We start from the raw sequence: 17,263 nt of genomic DNA, 5'->3' as shown, positions 1-17,263 counted from the left end.
CGAGCCTCCTCCGGGTCATTGCGCTGACCAATGGTAATGGCGCTCTGCGGGCTCGATGCCTTCGGGCTGGAGTGCCCGACCGCGCTGTCCTGCACTGCCAGCGATACCCTCATTCGAACGGTTCCGGCACATTTTGACTGTCATTTCTGACAGTACCCATCCCCCCGTGTTGAGTATTCAATGACCCTATGTTTTTGGCTCGGAGCGGCATAAGTGTCTTGGCCGCATCGTTGGATGACGGGGATATATCTTCTTATCTATTCCCCGTTCTGGCGGTCTTACAAGACCTATTGAAGGATCAGAGAAATGCAAAAAAAAGCATCTCAGAACGTTAGAGCCTTGACGCATATCGCTGACCCCGTCGGTTCGGGTGTGCCCTTGGACATCGCGTGGCTGACCGGCATTATCCCCCTGGGCTTTGTACCCGCACAGATCGCTATCAGCCCTGATGAAACCACGTTGTATGTCGCCCATGAAAGTGGCCGGGAAGTCAGTGTGGTCGACATCGCCAGTGCCAGCGTAACGGGCGCCATCAAGCGGGCAGGGGCCGGCGCGATTACCTTGAGCCCCGATGGTAAAAGGCTTTACACCATTGGCCAGAAAAGGTGCTACGTGGTCGATACGCGCCTGCGCGAAGTGATCAGGATACTCCCGGCAGCCAACGTCAACAGGATCCTGTGCAGTGCCGATGGCCGTTTTATCTGCCTGTCCTTTCAGAATGCGTTCGGCGGTTTGATTCGTCTGATCGAGACCGAGAATTACACGGTCGAAAACGAGTTCGATCTGGGCGCCCTGACCAACGCATCGCTGGCCCTCGGGATCAGTCCGTTGAACGACAGGTTTTACGCGACCATGCTGGTTGATCGCACCGCGCCTACCGATGTTCTTGCGATCAGCAAGGTCGATTACCTGCAGCATGACATTACCGGGTTTTCCGACCCACGTTCGATGGCCTTCAGTTCCGATGGCGCCTGGCTGTATGTCGGCGGCATCGACGAGGTCTACATCGTCGATGCCGCGACCAATAAAACCTTCTATCGGGAAAAAATCGGCACGCAGGGTTACCCGGTGAAAGTCATCGGCGTGACACCGGATGACCGCTATGTCTACGCAATCTACACCTGTAATTACGACGTTTACCGGATCGATACGGTGAAGGGCATCGCCACCTGCATTGCCTACTTTCCGTCGGTAGGCGGCGCTGTACTCAACAAGACCGGCACGTATATCTATTCCAGCCATCCGGACATGAGCTGGATTTCGATCTACCGGCTATGAAGACTCCTGCAGTGGCCTGGCTTGCGTGTGACCAGCCGGGCCGCCCGTCAGTCGGCGTCAAGTGCTGCGACACCGGCCTTGGCGACCTGAGCATCCTGTTCGGCTTTCACGCCTGAAACTCCCAGTGCACCGATTACCTGGCCGTCGACGATGACCGGCACACCGCCTTCCAGGGAAGTCAGCAGCGGAGCACTCAGGAATGCAGTGCGCCCGCCATTGACCATCTCTTCGTAACCCTTGGACTCACGTTTGCCGAGTGCCGAGGTGCGGGCTTTTTCGATCGCGATGTAGCTGCTGATCGGTGCGGCGTCGTCCAGTCTCTCGAATGCCAGCAGATGGCCGCCGTCATCAACGACGGCGATGGACACGGCCCAGGCATTGGCCCGTGCTTCATCGCGTGCGGCACCGAGCATCAGGCTGATTTCGGTCTGGGTCAGGACGGCTTTGATCTTCATGGGGTTCTCCGGAGCAGTGATTATTGAATAGGGTTCAGTGTGATTCAGGCGTGCCAAGCGCTGCGTCGATCAGTTCGATCCAGTGCCGCACTGGCGTTCGGCCGGCGCTGGCCAGATGGGTCTGACAGCCGATATTGGCGGTGGCAATCACCTGCGGTTTGCCGCTCTCCAGTGCGTTCATGCGGTTGTCGCGCAGTTGACGGGCGATGGCAGGCTGGGTGATGGAGTAGGTGCCTGCAGAGCCGCAGCATAAATGACCGTCCGGCACTGTGGTCAGATTGAAGCCTAAACGAGTCAGGACACGCTCGACTTCGCCGCCGAGTTTTTGCGCGTGTTGCAGCGTACACGGGCAGTGAAACGCCAGGCGCTGATCGGTCTTGATGCCGAGGGTTTCCAGCGGTTCGTCGCGCAGCAGTTCGACCAGATCCTTGGTTCGCGCGCTGATCTGCCTGGCCTTGTCGGCATAGGCTGGATCATGGCGCAGCAGGTGGCCGTAATCCTTGACGAAGGCCCCGCAGCCGCTGGCCGTCTGGATCAGACTTTCAACACTGCCCTGCAACGCGGGCCACCACGCGTCGATGTTGCGCCGTGCCCGGTTCAGCCCTGTCTCCTGTGCATTGAGGTGATAATCCACGGCGCCGCAGCAACCCGCCTGTCCGACCGCCGTAACGCCGATGCCCAGACGATCCAGCACCCGCGCCGTAGCGCTATTGGTGTTGGGCGACAGACCCGGCTGAACGCAACCTTCCAGGAGCAGCACTTGGCGCGCATGACCGGTGTGCGGGCGAAGTCCGGCAGGATGGACCGTCTCCGGCAGCTTGGTGGCCAGGGTTTGTGGCAGCAACGGCCTGAACTTCAGGCCCATGCCGGTCAGGGATTTGAACAGCCCAGGGTGGGGGATGACGCGACGCAAGCCTTCACGCAGCATGCGTTCTGCGAGTGGCCGCGGCACCAGGGCCTCAACCGCCGCGCGGCCGATGTCCAGCAGGTTGTGGTAATCCACCCCGGACGGGCAGGTGGTCTCGCAGTTGCGACAGCTCAGGCAGCGGTCCAGATGCAGACGGGTTTTCTCGGTGACCGGCTGACCTTCGAGCACCTGCTTGATCAGGTAGATCCTGCCGCGTGGACCGTCCAGCTCATCACCCAGCAATTGATAGGTCGGGCACGTGGCGTTACAGAAACCGCAATGCACACAACTGCGCAGGATACGTTCGGCTTCTTCGGCGCGCGGCAGGGTTCTGGCGTGTTCACTCAATGTGGTCTGCATGTTTCAAAGCTCCGCGTACAGTCGACCGGGGTTGAAAATCCCCTGCGGGTCGAGTCGGGTCTTGAGTGTCTGATGGTAGCGCAGCACAGGTGCGGCCAACGGCTCGAAGGGGCTGTCGACGACGCCCTGGCTGTAGCAGGTCGCATGGCCGCCAACCGCCATAGTAATGGCTCGAATGGTTTGTCTGTCAGCGTCCGACTTGAGCCAGCGTTGCGCGCCACCCCAGTCGATCAACTGCTCGCCCGGCAGATCCGGCAGGCGGCTGTCAGCAGGTACACAGAGCCGCCACAGCGGCCGAGGGTCATCGAAGAAGGGCAGGCGGTGCGCATTCAACTGTTGCCAGTACGCGGCATCGAGCAGCTCGCCGCCGAGCCGGTCCCGGGCTGCGGCCACTGAACCTTCACCGCCTTCCAGGCGCAGACGCAGTACGTGGCCATCATGGCTGGCCGCGCTGATCGGTATCGGTTGCTGACCCCACTCGGCAAGGCGCGCCAAGGCCAGCGCGCTGTCCATTTCCAGTGCGATGCTGCTGCACAGACGTGGTTTGGGCAGCACCTTGAGCGACACCTCGGTCAGCAGCCCCAGGCAGCCGAAACTGCCTGCCATCAGGCGTGAAACGTCATAACCTGCAACGTTCTTCATGACTTCTCCGCCGAAACGCAGGTGTTTGCCAAGACCGGTGATGACCCGTGTGCCCAGCACGAAATCACGCACCGACCCACTCCACGGACGGCGCGGTCCCGAGAGCCCCGCAGCGACCATGCCGCCGAGCGTTGCCGCGCCGAAGTCGGGCGGTTCGCAAGGCAGCATCTGACCTGCGGCATCCAGCGTCTGTATCAGCTCGTTCAATGGCGTACCGGCGCGCGCCGTGATCACCAGTTCTGTCGGGTCATAACTGACGATGCCTCGGTGCTCGCGGGTATCGAGTATTTCGCCAGCCGTTTCACGACCGAGAGAAGCCTTGCTGTTGCCGCCCTGAATACGTAACGGCCGGTTATCGCGGAGCGCCTGATCGACCCGCTGGAGCAGTGCCTGGCTGACGTCGTTGTCCATCGTGCTCATCAGAAGCGCTCCAGGTCGGGGAACGGCAATTGCCCGGCATGTATGTGCATGGCGCCAAATTCCGCGCAGCGATGCAGCGTCGGGATGTTCTTGCCAGGGTTGAGCAAACCGCTGGCGTCGAATGCCGCCTTGATGGCATGGAAGAAGGTCAGCTCGTCGCTATTGAACTGGGCACACATCTGATTGATCTTCTCGCGACCGACACCGTGCTCGCCAGTAATGCTGCCGCCGACCTTGACGCACAGCTCGAGGATTTTGCCGCCCAGTGCCTCGGCGCGCTCCAGCTCACCCGGTTGATTGGCATCGAACAGGATCAGCGGATGCATGTTGCCGTCACCCGCATGAAAAACGTTGGCGACGCGCAAGCCGTATTGCTCGGATAGCTCCCTGATGCTGCGCAACACTCCCGGCAACTCACGGCGCGGGATGGTCCCGTCCATGCAGTAGTAATCCGGCGACAGGCGACCCACGGCCGGGAAAGCGTTCTTGCGCCCGGCCCAGAAGCGGACACGCTCGGCTTCATCCTTCGCCTGGCGCACTTCGGTAGCGCCCGCCAGTGTCAATACCTCGCTGACCCGTTCGCAATCGGCGTGCACGTCGGCTTCGACGCCGTCCAGTTCACAGAGCAGAATGGCTTCGGCATCGACCGGGTAACCTGCGTGAATGAAATCCTCGGCGGCACGAATCGCCAGATTGTCCATCATCTCAAGTCCGCCGGGGATAATGCCCGCGGCGATGATATCGGCCACCGCGCGTCCGGCCTTTTCCACTGAATCGAACGCCGCCAGCAGCACCTTGGCCACTTGCGGTCTGGGTAGCAGCTTGACCGTGACTTCGGTAATGACGCCGAGCATGCCTTCGGAGCCGGTGAACAGTGCCAGCAGGTCGAAGCCCGGCGAGTCCAGCGTGTCGCTGCCCAGTGTCATCGGCTCGCCTTCCACGGTCAGGATCTCGACCTTGAGCAGGTTATGCACGGTCAGCCCGTACTTGAGGCAATGCACGCCGCCGGCATTTTCCGCCACATTGCCGCCGATGGAGCATGCAATTTGCGAGGACGGGTCCGGCGCGTAATACAGGCCGTGGGGCGCTGCCGCCTGAGAAATGGCCAGATTGCGCACGCCGGGCTGAACCCGCGCCAGGCGCGCCGAAGGGTCGATATCGAGGATCTGATTGAAGCGTGCCATGACCAGCAGCACGCCTTTTTCCAGCGGCAGCGCGCCACCCGACAGCCCGGTGCCCGCCCCACGAGCGACCACCGGTACGCGACGTGCGTGGCACAGCCTGAGCAGCGTCTGTACTTCTTCCACATGCCGCGGCAATGCCACCAGCATCGGTGTGCTGCGATAGGCCGACAATCCGTCGCACTCGTAAGGCCGCAGTTCTTCGGGCCGATGCAGGATGTCCAGGTCGGGCAACTGCTGTTGCAGCGCCTGCAACAGTTGTTGCTTGTCGACGGCGGGCAGCACGCCATCGATGCGTTCGTCGTAAAGGATATTCATCAAGCCACCCTGGGTTGTTTTTATCGGGTTAATGCATCCTAGCTCATTCGCTACGAAGCTTGAGTTGACAGCGAAGGTCTGATCACGCAATTTACGCATTACGTAATGCGGTTACGAAAATAAAAACACGCACCCATGCGTCAGGCAGGCGACTCTCGTGGACCTATTCACTTATTACCGCTCGACCTCCAGTTACCGTGTGCGTATTGCGCTGGCCCTCAAGGGGCTGGATTACACGGCGGTTCCGGTCAACCTGGCGCTTGAGGGCGGCGAGCAAAACAAACCTGATTACACGGACTTGAACCCGCAGGGCAGGGTGCCTGCGCTGCGGCTGGACGATGGAGTGGTCATCACTCAGTCACTGGCGATCATCGAATACCTGGAGGAGCGTTATCCGCAACCTGCGTTACTGGCGCAGGAGGCCGTGATGCGGGCTCGACAGCGTGCCGTGGCGGCGCTTATCGGCTGTGACATCCAGCCCTTGCACAACGTTTCGGCGCTTGACCGGTTGCGCACGCTTGGTCACGACGAGGCCGCTGTCGTGGCCTGGACCAGGCATTGGATCGGCCAAGGCTTGCAGGCCGTCGAGCAGTTGATCGGGGAGCAGGGTTTCTGTTTTGGCTCGAGCCCCGGCCTCGCGGATATTTACCTGTTACCGCAGCTGTACGCAGCCCATCGTTACCACGTTGACCTGACTGCATTTGCGCGTATTCAGCGGGTCGAGCATCTGGCCATGCAGCACCCGGCCTTTCAGCAGGCACATCCTGATGCACAATCGGACAAGCCGGAGTAGGCTGCCTTCATGAAGATTCTTGGTCTGCAACTGATATTCGGTGATTTTCTCGCACGCAGCGTGCGAGGGATTCCGTGTGCGCCGCCCGCAGGACAGTGATTGCCAGGGTTACCCACTCTTACTTTCCTGCAAGGAGCCAGTCATGGCTGATCTTTACGAAAATCCAATGGGCCTGATGGGCTTTGAATTCATCGAGTTCGCGTCACCGACGCCCAACAGCCTTGAGCCCGTGTTTCAGATGATGGGCTTCACCAAAGTCGCAACGCACCGATCTAAGGATGTGTCCCTGTTTCGTCAGGGCGCGATCAACCTGATCCTCAACAACGAGCCGCACAGCCTGGCATCGTACTTTGCCGCCGAGCATGGTCCTTCGGTATGCGGCATGGCGTTCCGCGTGAAAGATGCGCAGAAGGCTTATAACCGGGCACTCGAACTGGGTGCACAACCGCTGGAAATCGCTACCGGGCCCATGGAGTTGCGCCTGCCCGCGATCAAGGGCATCGGTGGCGCGCCGTTGTACCTGATTGATCGCTTCGGCGAGGGCACGTCGATTTACGATATTGATTTCAATTTTATCGAAGGCGTCGATCGCCACCCGGTCGGTGCCGGTCTGAAATTCATCGATCACCTGACCCACAACGTGTACCGCGGGCGCATGGCGTATTGGGCCGGTTTCTATGAAAAGCTGTTCAATTTTCGCGAGCTGCGTTACTTCGACATCAAGGGCGAATATACCGGCCTGACCTCCAAAGCCATGACCGCCCCGGACGGCATGATCCGCATTCCGCTCAACGAAGAGTCGTCCAAGGGGGCGGGGCAGATTGAAGAGTTCCTGATGCAGTTCAATGGCGAAGGCATCCAGCATGTAGCGTTCTTTACCGATGACCTGATCAAGACCTGGGACGCGCTGAAAGCAACCGGCATGCGCTTCATGACTGCGCCACCGGACACCTACTACGAGATGCTGCAAGGACGCCTGCCCGATCACGGTGAGCCGGAGGCCGAGCTCAAGTCACGCGGCATTCTGCTCGATGGCTCTTCCGAAGGGGGCGAGCGTCGCTTGCTGTTGCAGATATTCTCCGCCACGCTGATGGGCCCGGTGTTTTTCGAATTCATTCAGCGCAAGGGCGACGACGGGTTTGGCGAAGGCAACTTCAAGGCGCTGTTCGAATCCATCGAACGCGACCAGATCCAGCGTGGTGTACTGACGCCGGATTGAGCGATAACCGGAAGTGCCCGCCTTGCGCGATCAGACGAGCCTGCTCAGGCTCGTTCTGAGTCATTTGTGCTTGAGCACGTCAGCCTGCCGATTGTGAGACGAGATATAACGCTCGGTAAATTCATGCGCCGGCATGGGACGACCATACAGATAGCCCTGACCCTCGTCGCACACATAATGACGCATCAGACTTTCCTGCTCGCGGGTCTCTATGCCTTCTGCCGTGACCTGGAGATTGAAGCCGTTCGCCAGCCTGATAACGGCCTCGATGATAACTTCGTCTTTTTTGCTGCGCTCAACGCCACTTACGAATGAGCGGTCGATTTTCAGCCGTGTCACCGGATAGTCTTTCAGCAGGCTCAGGGACGCATAGCCGGTACCGAAATCGTCGAATGCAATGCCCACTCCCAATGAGCGAAGGTGGCGCAGCGGTTCCATGATGCGCTGTTCGTTTCGCAGGATGATGTTTTCCGTGATCTCCAGCTCGAGAGCGTGTGCTGGCAAGGAAAAGTCTTCAAGCGCACTTTCAACCATTTCCGCAAAGTCACGCATGCGAAACTGCGCGGCGAACAGGTTGACGCCGATGCGGAATTCGTCACAGCCGGTATTTCTCCATTGCGCTGCCTGCTCACAGGCTGAACGCAGGATCCATTCGCCCACCGGCACCGCAAGAAGACCTGCTTCCAGTGCAGGTAGAAAAACCGCCGGGGACACCACGCCCAGTGTCGGATGGTTCCAGCGAATAAGGGCTTCGGCTCCGGTAATACGACCGTCCGCAAGGCGTACCTGAGGCTGATAGTACAGCTCGAACTCTTTGTTGGCCCACGCCTGACGCATCGATGAGCTGAGCGCGCCTCTTCTTGACGCGGTCTGTCGATGCTCGGAGGTGAAGGTGCGAACAAGGGAACGTCCGTCAGACTTGGCCTGGTAGAGCGCCAGATCCGCATTGCCGAGCATTTGCTCCTCGTCGTAGTCGCAGCCGGACCTTACGGAGACGCCGATGCTGGCGCCGATGTAGATTGAATTGTCTTCAAACTCAATCGGTTCCTCGATGACCGCGATGAGCTCCAGGCCCAGCCTGGTCGCGTTGTCAGGGTCTGCCGTGTCTGACAGGAACACGACAAACTCATCGCCGCCCAGACGCGCGACCATATGGCTGGCCGGGACGTTTTCGCGAAGACGAAGAGAGGTCACCTGGAGCACAAAATCCCCCGCAGCGTGGCCCAGCGTGTCGTTGACGTCCTTGAAGCCGTCCAGGTCGATCAGCAGGATGGCCGCCGAAAGCTGTGCGCCGCACGCTTCCTTGATCCGCCTTTTGAGCGTCGATCGATTGGCAAGTCCGGTCAGATGATCGTATTCAGCCGCATGCTTGAGTAATTTGTCCGCCTCGACACGCTGGGTGATGTCACGAATGATTGCTCCGAATTGTGGCTCGCCGGCATACGTCCATTGTGAGAGCGAGAGCTCGATGGGGATTGTATGACCGTCGCGATGGATGGCCGTCAGGTTGATGGATTTTCCGATAATGGAGGCCGGGCCGCCTGCAGACACCCTCGACAGACCTGCATGATGCCTGGAGCGCATTTCGGGCGGAATAATGATATCGAGAGGCTTTCCTATGGCGTCCTCGGATCGATGCCCGAAAATGAGCTCGGCCGAATTGTTCCATGAGATGATCCGGTTTTTGCTGTCCGAGCAGATGATCGCGTCGGGTGAGGTCGAGGTGATATTCATGAAGCGGGCGTGGCTGTCTTCATTCTCGAGCTCGAGCCGACGCAATTCCATTCTTTCGATGACCATGACCGCCAGGTCCTGAAGAATCAGTTGGTCTCGCTCCGAGAAGGTCTCCCGAGGTTTATTGTCGATCAGGCACAGGCTGCCCAACACATGACCGCTGGGGGTTATCAGTGGAGCCCCGGCATAAAAGCGAATATAGGGAGCGCCTACCACCAGAGCGTTTGAGCGGAACCTCTCATCCTGCAATGCATCAGGCACCAGAAAAACGTTACGGCCCATCAGCGCAAAATTACAGAATGAGACGTCGCGGCCCGTTTCGCAGACATCGAGGCCAACGCGCGCCTTGAAGAATTGCCGGTCGCGATGAACCAGAGAAATCAGAACAATGGGCGCGTCGAAAATCCGCGATGCCATTTGCACGATCTGATCGTATTCATGCTCAGGTGGGGTATCCATCAACGAAAAAGCATTCAAAATCCGAATACGCTCTTCGTCGTCATCGCCGACTGGGTAAGTACTCATTTGAGGTCATCGCTATAAGCTGATCGCGCCTGAAACGCGAAGCGATCGATGTACAATGCCGCTGTGCCGGCATCGGTGAAAACACCCTGCCAACACGCGCTTGCGCCATGCCGGAAAAGCAAAGTTCGATACATTGCAGCACCTCTCACAGTAGTGTATCGGTAGCTGTCTCTAGCAGCTTAGAAGCTGTATCGTCAAAAAACCGAATACCTGTAATGACTTCTTGAGCAACTAGCCTGCGGGGCATTCATTCAACTAAGCCCCGCGTGACCTCGGTGTAACAAGGTGTTCGGGTGAGTGGCGCTAAGGTATGGAAACTGCATGGCGGGGTTCACTGCCAATTTGATGACAACCCTATGAAACGGCTTTCCTTTATTTCGACGAGGCTTACACCTTCGGCGCTCAGCAAAGCGTTGATAGGCTTCATTGCCCTGGTCTGTCTATCGCTGACCCTGGCTACCGTCTGGCAGATGAACCAGTCGAAGCTCGAGCGCGCGGCCACCGCCAGGATTGCGGTGTCCAATATCGTGCTTGCCGCTGAGCAGCAGGCTCAGGACACCCTGCAACAGGCTGACAATACGCTGCGTGACCTTGTCGAGCGTGTGGAACAGGACGGGGTCGCAGGCCAGCAGCAAAGCCGCTTGACCAGGCTGATGGCTCAAGACCTGATAAACGTCAAAGGGCTTCAGGGGCTGTTCATCTACGATGCTCAGGGCAACTGGGTCGCCAATTCCTTTGCCAATGGCGTGCACACCAGAAACAACGAAGACCGCGATTACTTCATTTACCATCGCGATAACCCTGACCCGTCCATTCATGTAGGGTCTATCGTAGAAAGCCGTAATACCGGGGATATGGTCATCCCGGTCAGTCGGCGTATCAATGCTGCGGATGGCAGTTTTGCTGGCGTTGCACTGGCCACCGTACCGGTGGCTTATTTCCAGGCGTTTTTCCAGCGCATGGATGTAGACGACAAGGGGGTAATCTTTCTCGCTCTGAGCAATGGCGACCTGCTGGCGCGACGCCCCACATTAACCGCACTGATGACCACCAATGTCGCCAAGGGCGATATCTTCACTCGCTATCTGCCCTACAGCGATAGCGGCACCGCGGTGATCAACTCCGTGGTGGACGGGGTGGAAAGGATCTACGCCTATCGGCGGGTGTCCGGATTGCCGATCGTCGCCGCTGCAGGCGTCTCCTGTCAGCATGTGTTCGCGCCCTGGTGGGCCTATGCACACCGGTCCATGACCATCACCGGCATCATTATCCTTGCGCTGGTTATGCTTGGCGTCCTGCTGTACCGGCAAATCCAGCAGTTGATCAATGCGGAAGGTGAACTGAACATCGCCAGGAACGAACTGGAGATCATCGCTCACACGGACAGCCTCACGCACCTGGCCAATCGACGCTGCTTCGATGCGGCCTTGCAGCAGGAGTGGGGGCGGGCGAGCCGGAATACTGCAACTATCGCGATCATTCTGCTGGATATTGACTGGTTCAAACAATACAACGACACCTACGGTCATCTGCAGGGAGACGACTGCCTGAAACAAGTGGCTGGGCTCATAGGCAACAGTCTTGACCGGGCTGGGGATATCGCGGCACGTTACGGCGGCGAGGAGTTTGTCATTCTGCTGCCTGAAACCGACCTGGCAGGGCGCTGAAGATCGCGGAAAAAATCAGATCATCCGTTGAAACCACTCGTATAGAGCACTCGGCCAGCCCGCTGGGCAAACTGACCATCAGTTCGGGCGTGGTGTCGATCAACGCAGCAGAGAAGGATGGACATACCGCCGCGTTGGCGGAAGCGGATCGGCTGCTTTACCTGGCCAAAACCAAAGGGCGTAACCGCGTCGAAGGTCGGCTGATTCACGGCTGGCATGGAGCGAGCCATTTCGCCAGGGTATCAACCGCCTCTTCCTGAGTCAGTCTGACGGACGGCTACCGCCCATACGCTCGCTGATGGCCTGCGCCGTTTGCAAAAGCCGCCTGGCCGCCAGATTCTGCGTCTCGTCGTTCAACACCGATCCCGGCCCGACCACGGTGATCACCCCCACCAGCTTGTCACCCATGGCGAACAGCGGTGACGAGGCTGCATTGATACCCGGCATCAGCAGGCCCTGAATCTGGTGCACGCCGGTGGTACGAATCTGCTCGACATGCTGCTCGACCTCACGCAGCTGGCCGGTGCTCAGCAACGGCACTTCCTGCTCGCGAAGCGCGGCGGTTTCGCGCCCGTTCAGAAAACTGTCGAACACCAGGCCGGTGGACGAGCCAAGCAGCGGCAGCACCGAGCCGATCTGCGTGACCAGCGTCACCGCACCCATCGAGGGCTCGACATACACCACGGTCGGCCCCTTGTTGCCCCATACCGCCAGAAAGCAGGTCTGATTCAACTCGTCGCGCAGGCTGGCCAGCCAGGGGGCCGATACCTTCAGGACATCCAGCTTGCCGAGCGAGGCCAGCCCGACCTGCAACGCCTCGCGTCCCAGCCCATAGTGATTGTTGACGGCATCCTGTTCGGCAAAGCCACTGGCAATCAGCGCCTGCAGATAACGATGGACCTTGCTGGCGGGCATGCCCAGGTGTTCGGCCAGTCTCGACAGGGACGTGGCAGGGGAGAGTTCGGCGAGCGCCTTGAGCACGCCCAGCCCGACTTCGGCGGCCTGGACCTTCTGCTGGCGTCCGCCTGCGGGGCTTTCGGTTTGCTGGGGCATGGGATGTTGTGCGCCGATCGGGAAAGGCAGCTTTATAGCTTGACCGGCTGGCAAACTCAAATTACGTTATGCGTAATCTGTTTACGTTAAATGATGTTTCCTCGTGTCTGTGTCCGACCCCACAACAACAAGAGGTCCAGATGGCTATCCACTCCAGTTCCGACGCACTGCTTTATCAGTCGGGCTTTGGCAACCAGTTCAGCAGCGAGGCGCTGCCTGGTGCCTTGCCGATTGGTCAGAACTCGCCGCAGAAGCATCCGCTGGGCCTGTATGCCGAGCAGTTCTCGGGCACCGCATTTACGGTTGCGCGCAGCGAAGCCCGACGTACCTGGCTGTATCGGATCAGCCCATCGGCAGCCCATCCGCGTTACCAGCGCATGGATCTGCAGATCGCCGGTCGGGAGCAGGGGCCGATCAACCCCAACCGGTTGCGCTGGAATGCCTTCGATATCCCGACAGAGCCGACCGATTTCATCGACGGCCTCATCCCTCTCGCCAGCACCTCGGCGGCGGAGCAGGCCGAGGGCGTCAGCGTTTACCTGTACACCGCCAACATCTCCATGCAGCGAGCTTTCTTTAGCGCGGATGGCGAATGGCTGGTGGTGCCCCAGCAGGGCCGGCTCAGAGTCGTCACCGAATTGGGCCTGCTGGACATCGAACCCCTGGAAATCGCCGTCCTGCCGCGAGGTTTGAAGTTCAGCGTGCACCTGCTCGATAGCAGCGCCCGCGGATACCTCTGCGAGAATCACGGCTGCGCCCTGCGCCTCCCGGAACTGGGCCCGATCGGCAGCAACGGGCTGGCCAACGCACGTGATTTTCTGACCCCGGTCGCCTGGTTCGAAGACAGTCGCCAGCCAATGCAACTGGTGCAGAAGTTCCTCGGTGAGCTGTGGTCGACGCAACTGGAGCACTCACCGTTTGACGTGGTGGGCTGGCACGGCAACAACGTTCCCTACAAGTACGATCTGCGGCGTTTCAACACCCTCGGTACCGTCAGCTACGATCATCCGGACCCGTCGATTTTCACCGTGCTGACCTCACCGGGGGCTATTCACGGCCAGGCCAATATCGATTTCGTGATCTTTCCGCCGCGCTGGATGGTGGCGGAAAACACCTTCCGCCCGCCGTGGTTCCACCGAAACCTGATGAACGAGTTCATGGGCCTGATCGACGGCGCGTACGATGCCAAGGCCGAAGGCTTCATGCCCGGTGGCGCTTCGCTGCACAACTGCATGAGCGCGCACGGCCCCGATAATGTCACCGCCGAAAAGGCTATTGCCGCCGAGCTGAAACCGCACAGGATCGACAACACCATGGCCTTCATGTTCGAGACCGGCAAGGTCTTGCGCCCCAGTCGTCACGCGCTCGACTGCCCGCAACTGCAAACCGATTACGATGCCTGCTGGAAGGACATGGCCAGAACGTTTACCAGGGAGCCACGCTGATGAATACCGCGTTCAAGCGTCGTAGCTGGGTCGAATCTGCCAACGGGCATGCCGATTTCCCTTTGCAGAACCTGCCATTGGGCGTGTTCAGTCACGGCCAGACCGGCCCGCGTGGCGGAGTGGCGATAGGCAACAGGATTTTCGATCTGCACGCGGCAACAGAATCCGGGGTGTTTCAGGGACAGGCCGCCGACGTTGCCGACGTTGCCAGCCGCGACCAGCTCAATGATTTTCTTGCGCTGGGTGCCGCAGCGCGTCAGGCATTGCGCACCGCCTTGTTGCAGTTGCTCGATGAAGACAGCCCGCAGCGCGACAGGCTGCAGGGTATGGCCGGTTTGTTGCTGCCGATGAGCGAGTGCACGTTGCACATGCCCGCTCGGGTAGGTGATTACTCGGACTTCTACGTCGGTATTCATCATGCGCTGAATGTCGGCAAGCTGTTCCGCCCGGACAACCCGCTGCTGCCTAACTACAAATACGTGCCGATCGGCTATCACGGCAGAGCGTCGACCTTGTGTCCCTCGGGTACGGCTGTGCGGCGCCCCAGCGGACAAACCCTGGCGGCAGGTCAGGAGTCGCCCGTTTTCGGTCCCTGCCAACGCCTCGATTACGAACTGGAACTAGGGGTCTGGATCGGGCCGGGAAATGTCCAGGGCGAGGCCATCGGGATCGATCGGGCCGCCGAGCACATTGCCGGGTTCTGCCTGCTCAACGACTGGTCGGCGCGTGACATACAGGCATGGGAGTACCAGCCACTGGGGCCATTTCTGTCGAAGAGCTTCGCCACCACGATTTCGCCCTGGGTGGTGACTGCCGAAGCCCTTGAACCGTTTCGTCGCGCCCAACCGCCGCGTCCGGACGGCGATCCGCAACCGTTGGCCTATCTGCTGGATGACCACGATCAGCAGGGTGGGGCGCTGGATATCGAGCTGGAAGTGCTGCTGCTGACTGCACGGATGAAAGCCGACGGGCTGGCGCCTCACCGGCTGGGTCTGAGCAACTCGCTGAACATGTACTGGACAGTGGCGCAGATGGTCGCGCATCACAGCGTCAACGGCTGCAGGTTGCAGCCGGGTGACCTGCTCGGCACCGGTACGTTGTCCGGTCCCGGAGAAGGTCAGTACGGCAGCCTGCTGGAGATGACCGCCGGCGGCAAACAACCGGTGACCCTACCCAACGGCGAAGTACGGATGTTCCTGCAAAGTGGCGACGAGGTGATTCTGCGTGCCCGTTGTCATCGCGACGGGTATGCCTCGATTGGCTTTGGTGAGTGTCGGGGCGTTGTGCTCGACTGAGAATACCGTGCTCGGCTCCTGCAACGTCAGCGGGTTATTTCGTACCAGCCAAGAAACATGTTCAGCGTCGATTCGACCACCGTGTGCTGCTCCTCGGGGGTAAGCAAGGCCGCACTGAACGTTACCTGCGGCCAGAACGCGAATGACTTGAGCAATGCATGCATCTGCGTCGCGGCAAAGGCCGGGTCGACCGGTTTCAGACGGCCATCCTTCTGCGCGGCGCGAATCCAGGCACTGAAGGTTTCTTCTCGTTCATTGATACGCGCCATCCACACCTGAGCCCGCTCGGGGGAGTGAATGGTCGCGCCGACCACCACGCGGGCCAGGTCGAGAAAATGGCTGTTGGTCAGGTTGCGCATCTTGCCCCAGAGCAATTCCCGTAACTGCTCGCGCAAGCCGATCTGTGGATGAAAAACCACTTCGGCCTGCGGTGGGGCGCAGCTCCAGAGGCGCTGCAGCATCTCGGCGAACAGTTCTTCCTTGCTGGGGAAGTGGTTATACACCGTACGTTTGGAAACCTCGGCCCGCGCGGCGATCCGGTCCATGCTGGTGATCTCGAAGCCACGATCGCCGAATTCGGCGATAGCCGCCTGGACGATGGATTCGCGTTTCTGATCGGTGAGGCGCATGGGTTCGGTCATAGGTTCGCTTCAAACGTGCGTTTAGAGAAAATTACACTCAGCAGTTTACTTGTCGCCGAGGATCATGCAAGCTTAAAACTACACCGTGTAGTGTAAAACACTGTTACATATTTTCCCTCGGACATCCTGCAACAGGATCACGTACGAAGTATGCACGGCTGGAGCCTCAACCTGCCCCCAGGAGTCAGCGAACCATGGCCTCGACACATCAGAAAAAGGACTCTTCTACACTGCCTGTCTTGTCCCGTCACGAAGGGCAATACCGCAATCACGCCACCATGAAGCCGTCGAGTCTGCTTCGCACGCTCGGTATTTTCTGGGATCAGGCGTTCAACAAACCCAAGGACACACGCCCGGCAGGCGAAATTCCGGTACAGCCGCTGTCGCGTCAGCAATTGCTGGCGGCACCGAACAACACGGTGTATCGCCTGGGGCATTCGACCGTTCTGCTCAAACTGCGCGATCAGTTCTGGCTTACCGACCCCGTGTTTGCCGAACGTGCCTCGCCCGTGCAGTGGGCGGGCCCGCAGCGCTTTCATCAGCCGCCGATCAACCTCGAAGAGTTGCCGCCGATCAAGGCGGTGATTCTTTCGCACAACCATTACGACCACCTGGATCGTATGGCTATCAAGGCGCTGACCGACAAGACCGAGCACTTTCTGGCACCGCTTGGCGTGGGTGATACGTTGATCGAATGGGGCGTGCCTGCGCACAAGGTGCGTCAGCTGGACTGGTGGCAGTCCACCGAAGTGGCGGGCATCGAGTTCGTCGCCACGCCTTCGCAGCATTTCTCGGGGCGTACGCTGCTCGACAGCAACCGCACGCTGTGGGCGTCGTGGGTGATGATCGATGGCGATCAGCGGATTTTCTTCAGTGGCGACAGCGGTTACTTCGATGGCTTCAAGACCATCGGCGAGCAATATGGGCCGTTTGACCTGACCCTGATGGAAACCGGCGCCTACAACGTCGAGTGGCCTGATGTGCACATGCAGCCCGAGCAGACGCTGCAGGCGCATCTGGACCTGCGCGGTCGCTGGTTGTTGCCGATCCACAACGGCACCTTCGACCTGTCGATGCATGCCTGGCACGAGCCGTTCGATCGCATTCTGGCCCTGGCCTGGGAGCAGAATGTCTTGATCACCACGCCGATGATGGGCCAGCCGTTTTATGTGCAGTACCCGTGTCGGGGTCTGACCTGGTGGTTGGGCGTGGATGAGGTGGTTGAGTCTGAAACCGCACAGACGGAGGGCGCAGAACCCTGCAACTGCCGTCGTCAGAACGCCTGAAAACCAACTCTGGTAACGATGAACTGATTTTTAAATAGCAGGGC

Annotated in this window: 13 protein-coding genes and 1 pseudogene; 7 read left to right on the top strand and 7 right to left on the bottom strand. The window is 59.5% G+C overall.

Annotated elements, in window-relative coordinates; all coding sequences use genetic code 11:
• The first annotated feature begins 306 nt into the window (after positions 1–306).
• On the top strand, positions 307–1,278 hold the full coding sequence (locus ACW55A_RS10555; protein ID WP_498811294.1) for a YncE family protein: 972 nt from the start codon (positions 307–309) through the stop codon (positions 1,276–1,278).
• Positions 1,279–1,325: 47 nt separating this feature from the next.
• Here the strand turns inward: ACW55A_RS10555 and ACW55A_RS10550 are convergent, their stop codons facing one another.
• The 4 genes from ACW55A_RS10550 to glcD are packed head-to-tail and all read right to left on the bottom strand — an operon-like array spanning position 1,326 to position 5,561.
• Entirely contained in the window at positions 1,326–1,733 is a 408-nt protein-coding gene (locus tag ACW55A_RS10550) for a heme-binding protein (RefSeq protein WP_003436282.1), read from the bottom strand.
• 34 nt (positions 1,734–1,767) lie between these two features.
• Positions 1,768–3,000 (bottom strand): glycolate oxidase subunit GlcF, encoded by a 1,233-nt coding sequence (gene glcF, locus ACW55A_RS10545; protein WP_455808143.1) that lies wholly within the window; start codon positions 2,998–3,000, stop codon positions 1,768–1,770.
• Between the two features lie 3 nt (positions 3,001–3,003).
• Positions 3,004–4,062: a glycolate oxidase subunit GlcE gene (gene glcE / locus ACW55A_RS10540; RefSeq protein WP_455808142.1), complete on the bottom strand. Its 1,059-nt coding sequence runs from the start codon at positions 4,060–4,062 to the stop codon at positions 3,004–3,006.
• Complete coding sequence (gene glcD / locus ACW55A_RS10535; RefSeq protein ID WP_058416935.1) at positions 4,062–5,561, bottom strand: glycolate oxidase subunit GlcD; 1,500 nt, start codon at positions 5,559–5,561, stop codon at positions 4,062–4,064. The genes glcE and glcD overlap by 1 nt, the downstream gene beginning before the upstream one ends.
• Positions 5,562–5,718: 157 nt before the next feature.
• On the opposite strand from glcD, the gene maiA reads away from it, so the two are divergent.
• A complete protein-coding gene (gene maiA, locus ACW55A_RS10530) occupies positions 5,719–6,354 on the top strand; it encodes a maleylacetoacetate isomerase (protein ID WP_003436293.1) in 636 nt (211 codons plus the stop codon).
• 142 nt (positions 6,355–6,496) lie between these two features.
• On the top strand, positions 6,497–7,573 hold the full coding sequence (hppD, locus tag ACW55A_RS10525) for a 4-hydroxyphenylpyruvate dioxygenase (RefSeq protein ID WP_003370421.1): 1,077 nt from the start codon (positions 6,497–6,499) through the stop codon (positions 7,571–7,573).
• Between the two features lie 60 nt (positions 7,574–7,633).
• On the opposite strand, the gene ACW55A_RS10520 is transcribed toward hppD, so the two are convergent.
• Complete coding sequence (locus ACW55A_RS10520) at positions 7,634–9,832, bottom strand: putative bifunctional diguanylate cyclase/phosphodiesterase (RefSeq protein WP_498811295.1); 2,199 nt, start codon at positions 9,830–9,832, stop codon at positions 7,634–7,636.
• Between the two features lie 356 nt (positions 9,833–10,188).
• On the opposite strand from ACW55A_RS10520, the pseudogene ACW55A_RS10515 reads away from it, so the two are divergent.
• Positions 10,189–11,759: pseudogene (locus ACW55A_RS10515) on the top strand (sensor domain-containing diguanylate cyclase).
• Between the two features lies 1 nt (position 11,760).
• On the opposite strand, the gene ACW55A_RS10510 reads toward ACW55A_RS10515, so the two are convergent.
• Complete coding sequence (locus tag ACW55A_RS10510; protein ID WP_455808141.1) at positions 11,761–12,552, bottom strand: IclR family transcriptional regulator; 792 nt, start codon at positions 12,550–12,552, stop codon at positions 11,761–11,763.
• A 140-nt stretch (positions 12,553–12,692) separates the two neighbouring features.
• Between ACW55A_RS10510 and hmgA the strand changes: the two genes are divergently transcribed.
• Both hmgA and fahA read left to right on the top strand, forming a co-directional pair.
• Entirely contained in the window at positions 12,693–13,997 is a 1,305-nt protein-coding gene (hmgA, locus tag ACW55A_RS10505) for a homogentisate 1,2-dioxygenase (RefSeq protein WP_058416937.1), read from the top strand.
• Entirely contained in the window at positions 13,997–15,292 is a 1,296-nt protein-coding gene (fahA, locus tag ACW55A_RS10500) for a fumarylacetoacetase (RefSeq protein WP_065349509.1), read from the top strand. Before hmgA ends, fahA begins: the two co-directional genes overlap by 1 nt.
• 26 nt (positions 15,293–15,318) lie before the next feature.
• Here fahA and ACW55A_RS10495 read toward each other — a convergent pair whose 3' ends face one another.
• Positions 15,319–15,933, bottom strand: a complete 615-nt coding sequence (locus tag ACW55A_RS10495) for a TetR/AcrR family transcriptional regulator (protein ID WP_065349510.1) — start codon at positions 15,931–15,933, stop codon at positions 15,319–15,321.
• A 194-nt stretch (positions 15,934–16,127) separates the two neighbouring features.
• Between ACW55A_RS10495 and ACW55A_RS10490 the strand changes: the two genes are divergently transcribed.
• Positions 16,128–17,219, top strand: coding sequence for an MBL fold metallo-hydrolase (locus ACW55A_RS10490; RefSeq protein ID WP_498811296.1), 1,092 nt, complete (start codon positions 16,128–16,130; stop codon positions 17,217–17,219).
• Positions 17,220–17,263 lie beyond the last annotated feature (44 nt).

The organism is Plantibacter cousiniae (nom. nud.), from assembly GCF_977070315.1.
This window is presented reverse-complemented; position numbering and strand designations above follow the sequence as displayed.

Bases quoted from the DNA above. Each gene is read 5' to 3' on its own strand.
- fahA (WP_065349509.1), top strand. From the start codon at position 13,997: ATGAATACCGCGTTCAAGCGTCGTAGCTGGGTCGAATCTGCCAACGGG.
- ACW55A_RS10550 (WP_003436282.1), bottom strand. From the start codon at position 1,733: ATGAAGATCAAAGCCGTCCTGACCCAGACCGAAATCAGCCTGATGCTC.
- hppD (WP_003370421.1), top strand. From the start codon at position 6,497: ATGGCTGATCTTTACGAAAATCCAATGGGCCTGATGGGCTTTGAATTC.
- ACW55A_RS10495 (WP_065349510.1), bottom strand. From the start codon at position 15,933: ATGACCGAACCCATGCGCCTCACCGATCAGAAACGCGAATCCATCGTC.
- hmgA (WP_058416937.1), top strand. From the start codon at position 12,693: ATGGCTATCCACTCCAGTTCCGACGCACTGCTTTATCAGTCGGGCTTT.
- ACW55A_RS10520 (WP_498811295.1), bottom strand. From the start codon at position 9,832: ATGAGTACTTACCCAGTCGGCGATGACGACGAAGAGCGTATTCGGATT.
- ACW55A_RS10490 (WP_498811296.1), top strand. From the start codon at position 16,128: ATGGCCTCGACACATCAGAAAAAGGACTCTTCTACACTGCCTGTCTTG.
- glcD (WP_058416935.1), bottom strand. From the start codon at position 5,561: ATGAATATCCTTTACGACGAACGCATCGATGGCGTGCTGCCCGCCGTC.
- glcE (WP_455808142.1), bottom strand. From the start codon at position 4,062: ATGAGCACGATGGACAACGACGTCAGCCAGGCACTGCTCCAGCGGGTC.
- ACW55A_RS10510 (WP_455808141.1), bottom strand. From the start codon at position 12,552: ATGCCCCAGCAAACCGAAAGCCCCGCAGGCGGACGCCAGCAGAAGGTC.
- ACW55A_RS10555 (WP_498811294.1), top strand. From the start codon at position 307: ATGCAAAAAAAAGCATCTCAGAACGTTAGAGCCTTGACGCATATCGCT.
- glcF (WP_455808143.1), bottom strand. From the start codon at position 3,000: ATGCAGACCACATTGAGTGAACACGCCAGAACCCTGCCGCGCGCCGAA.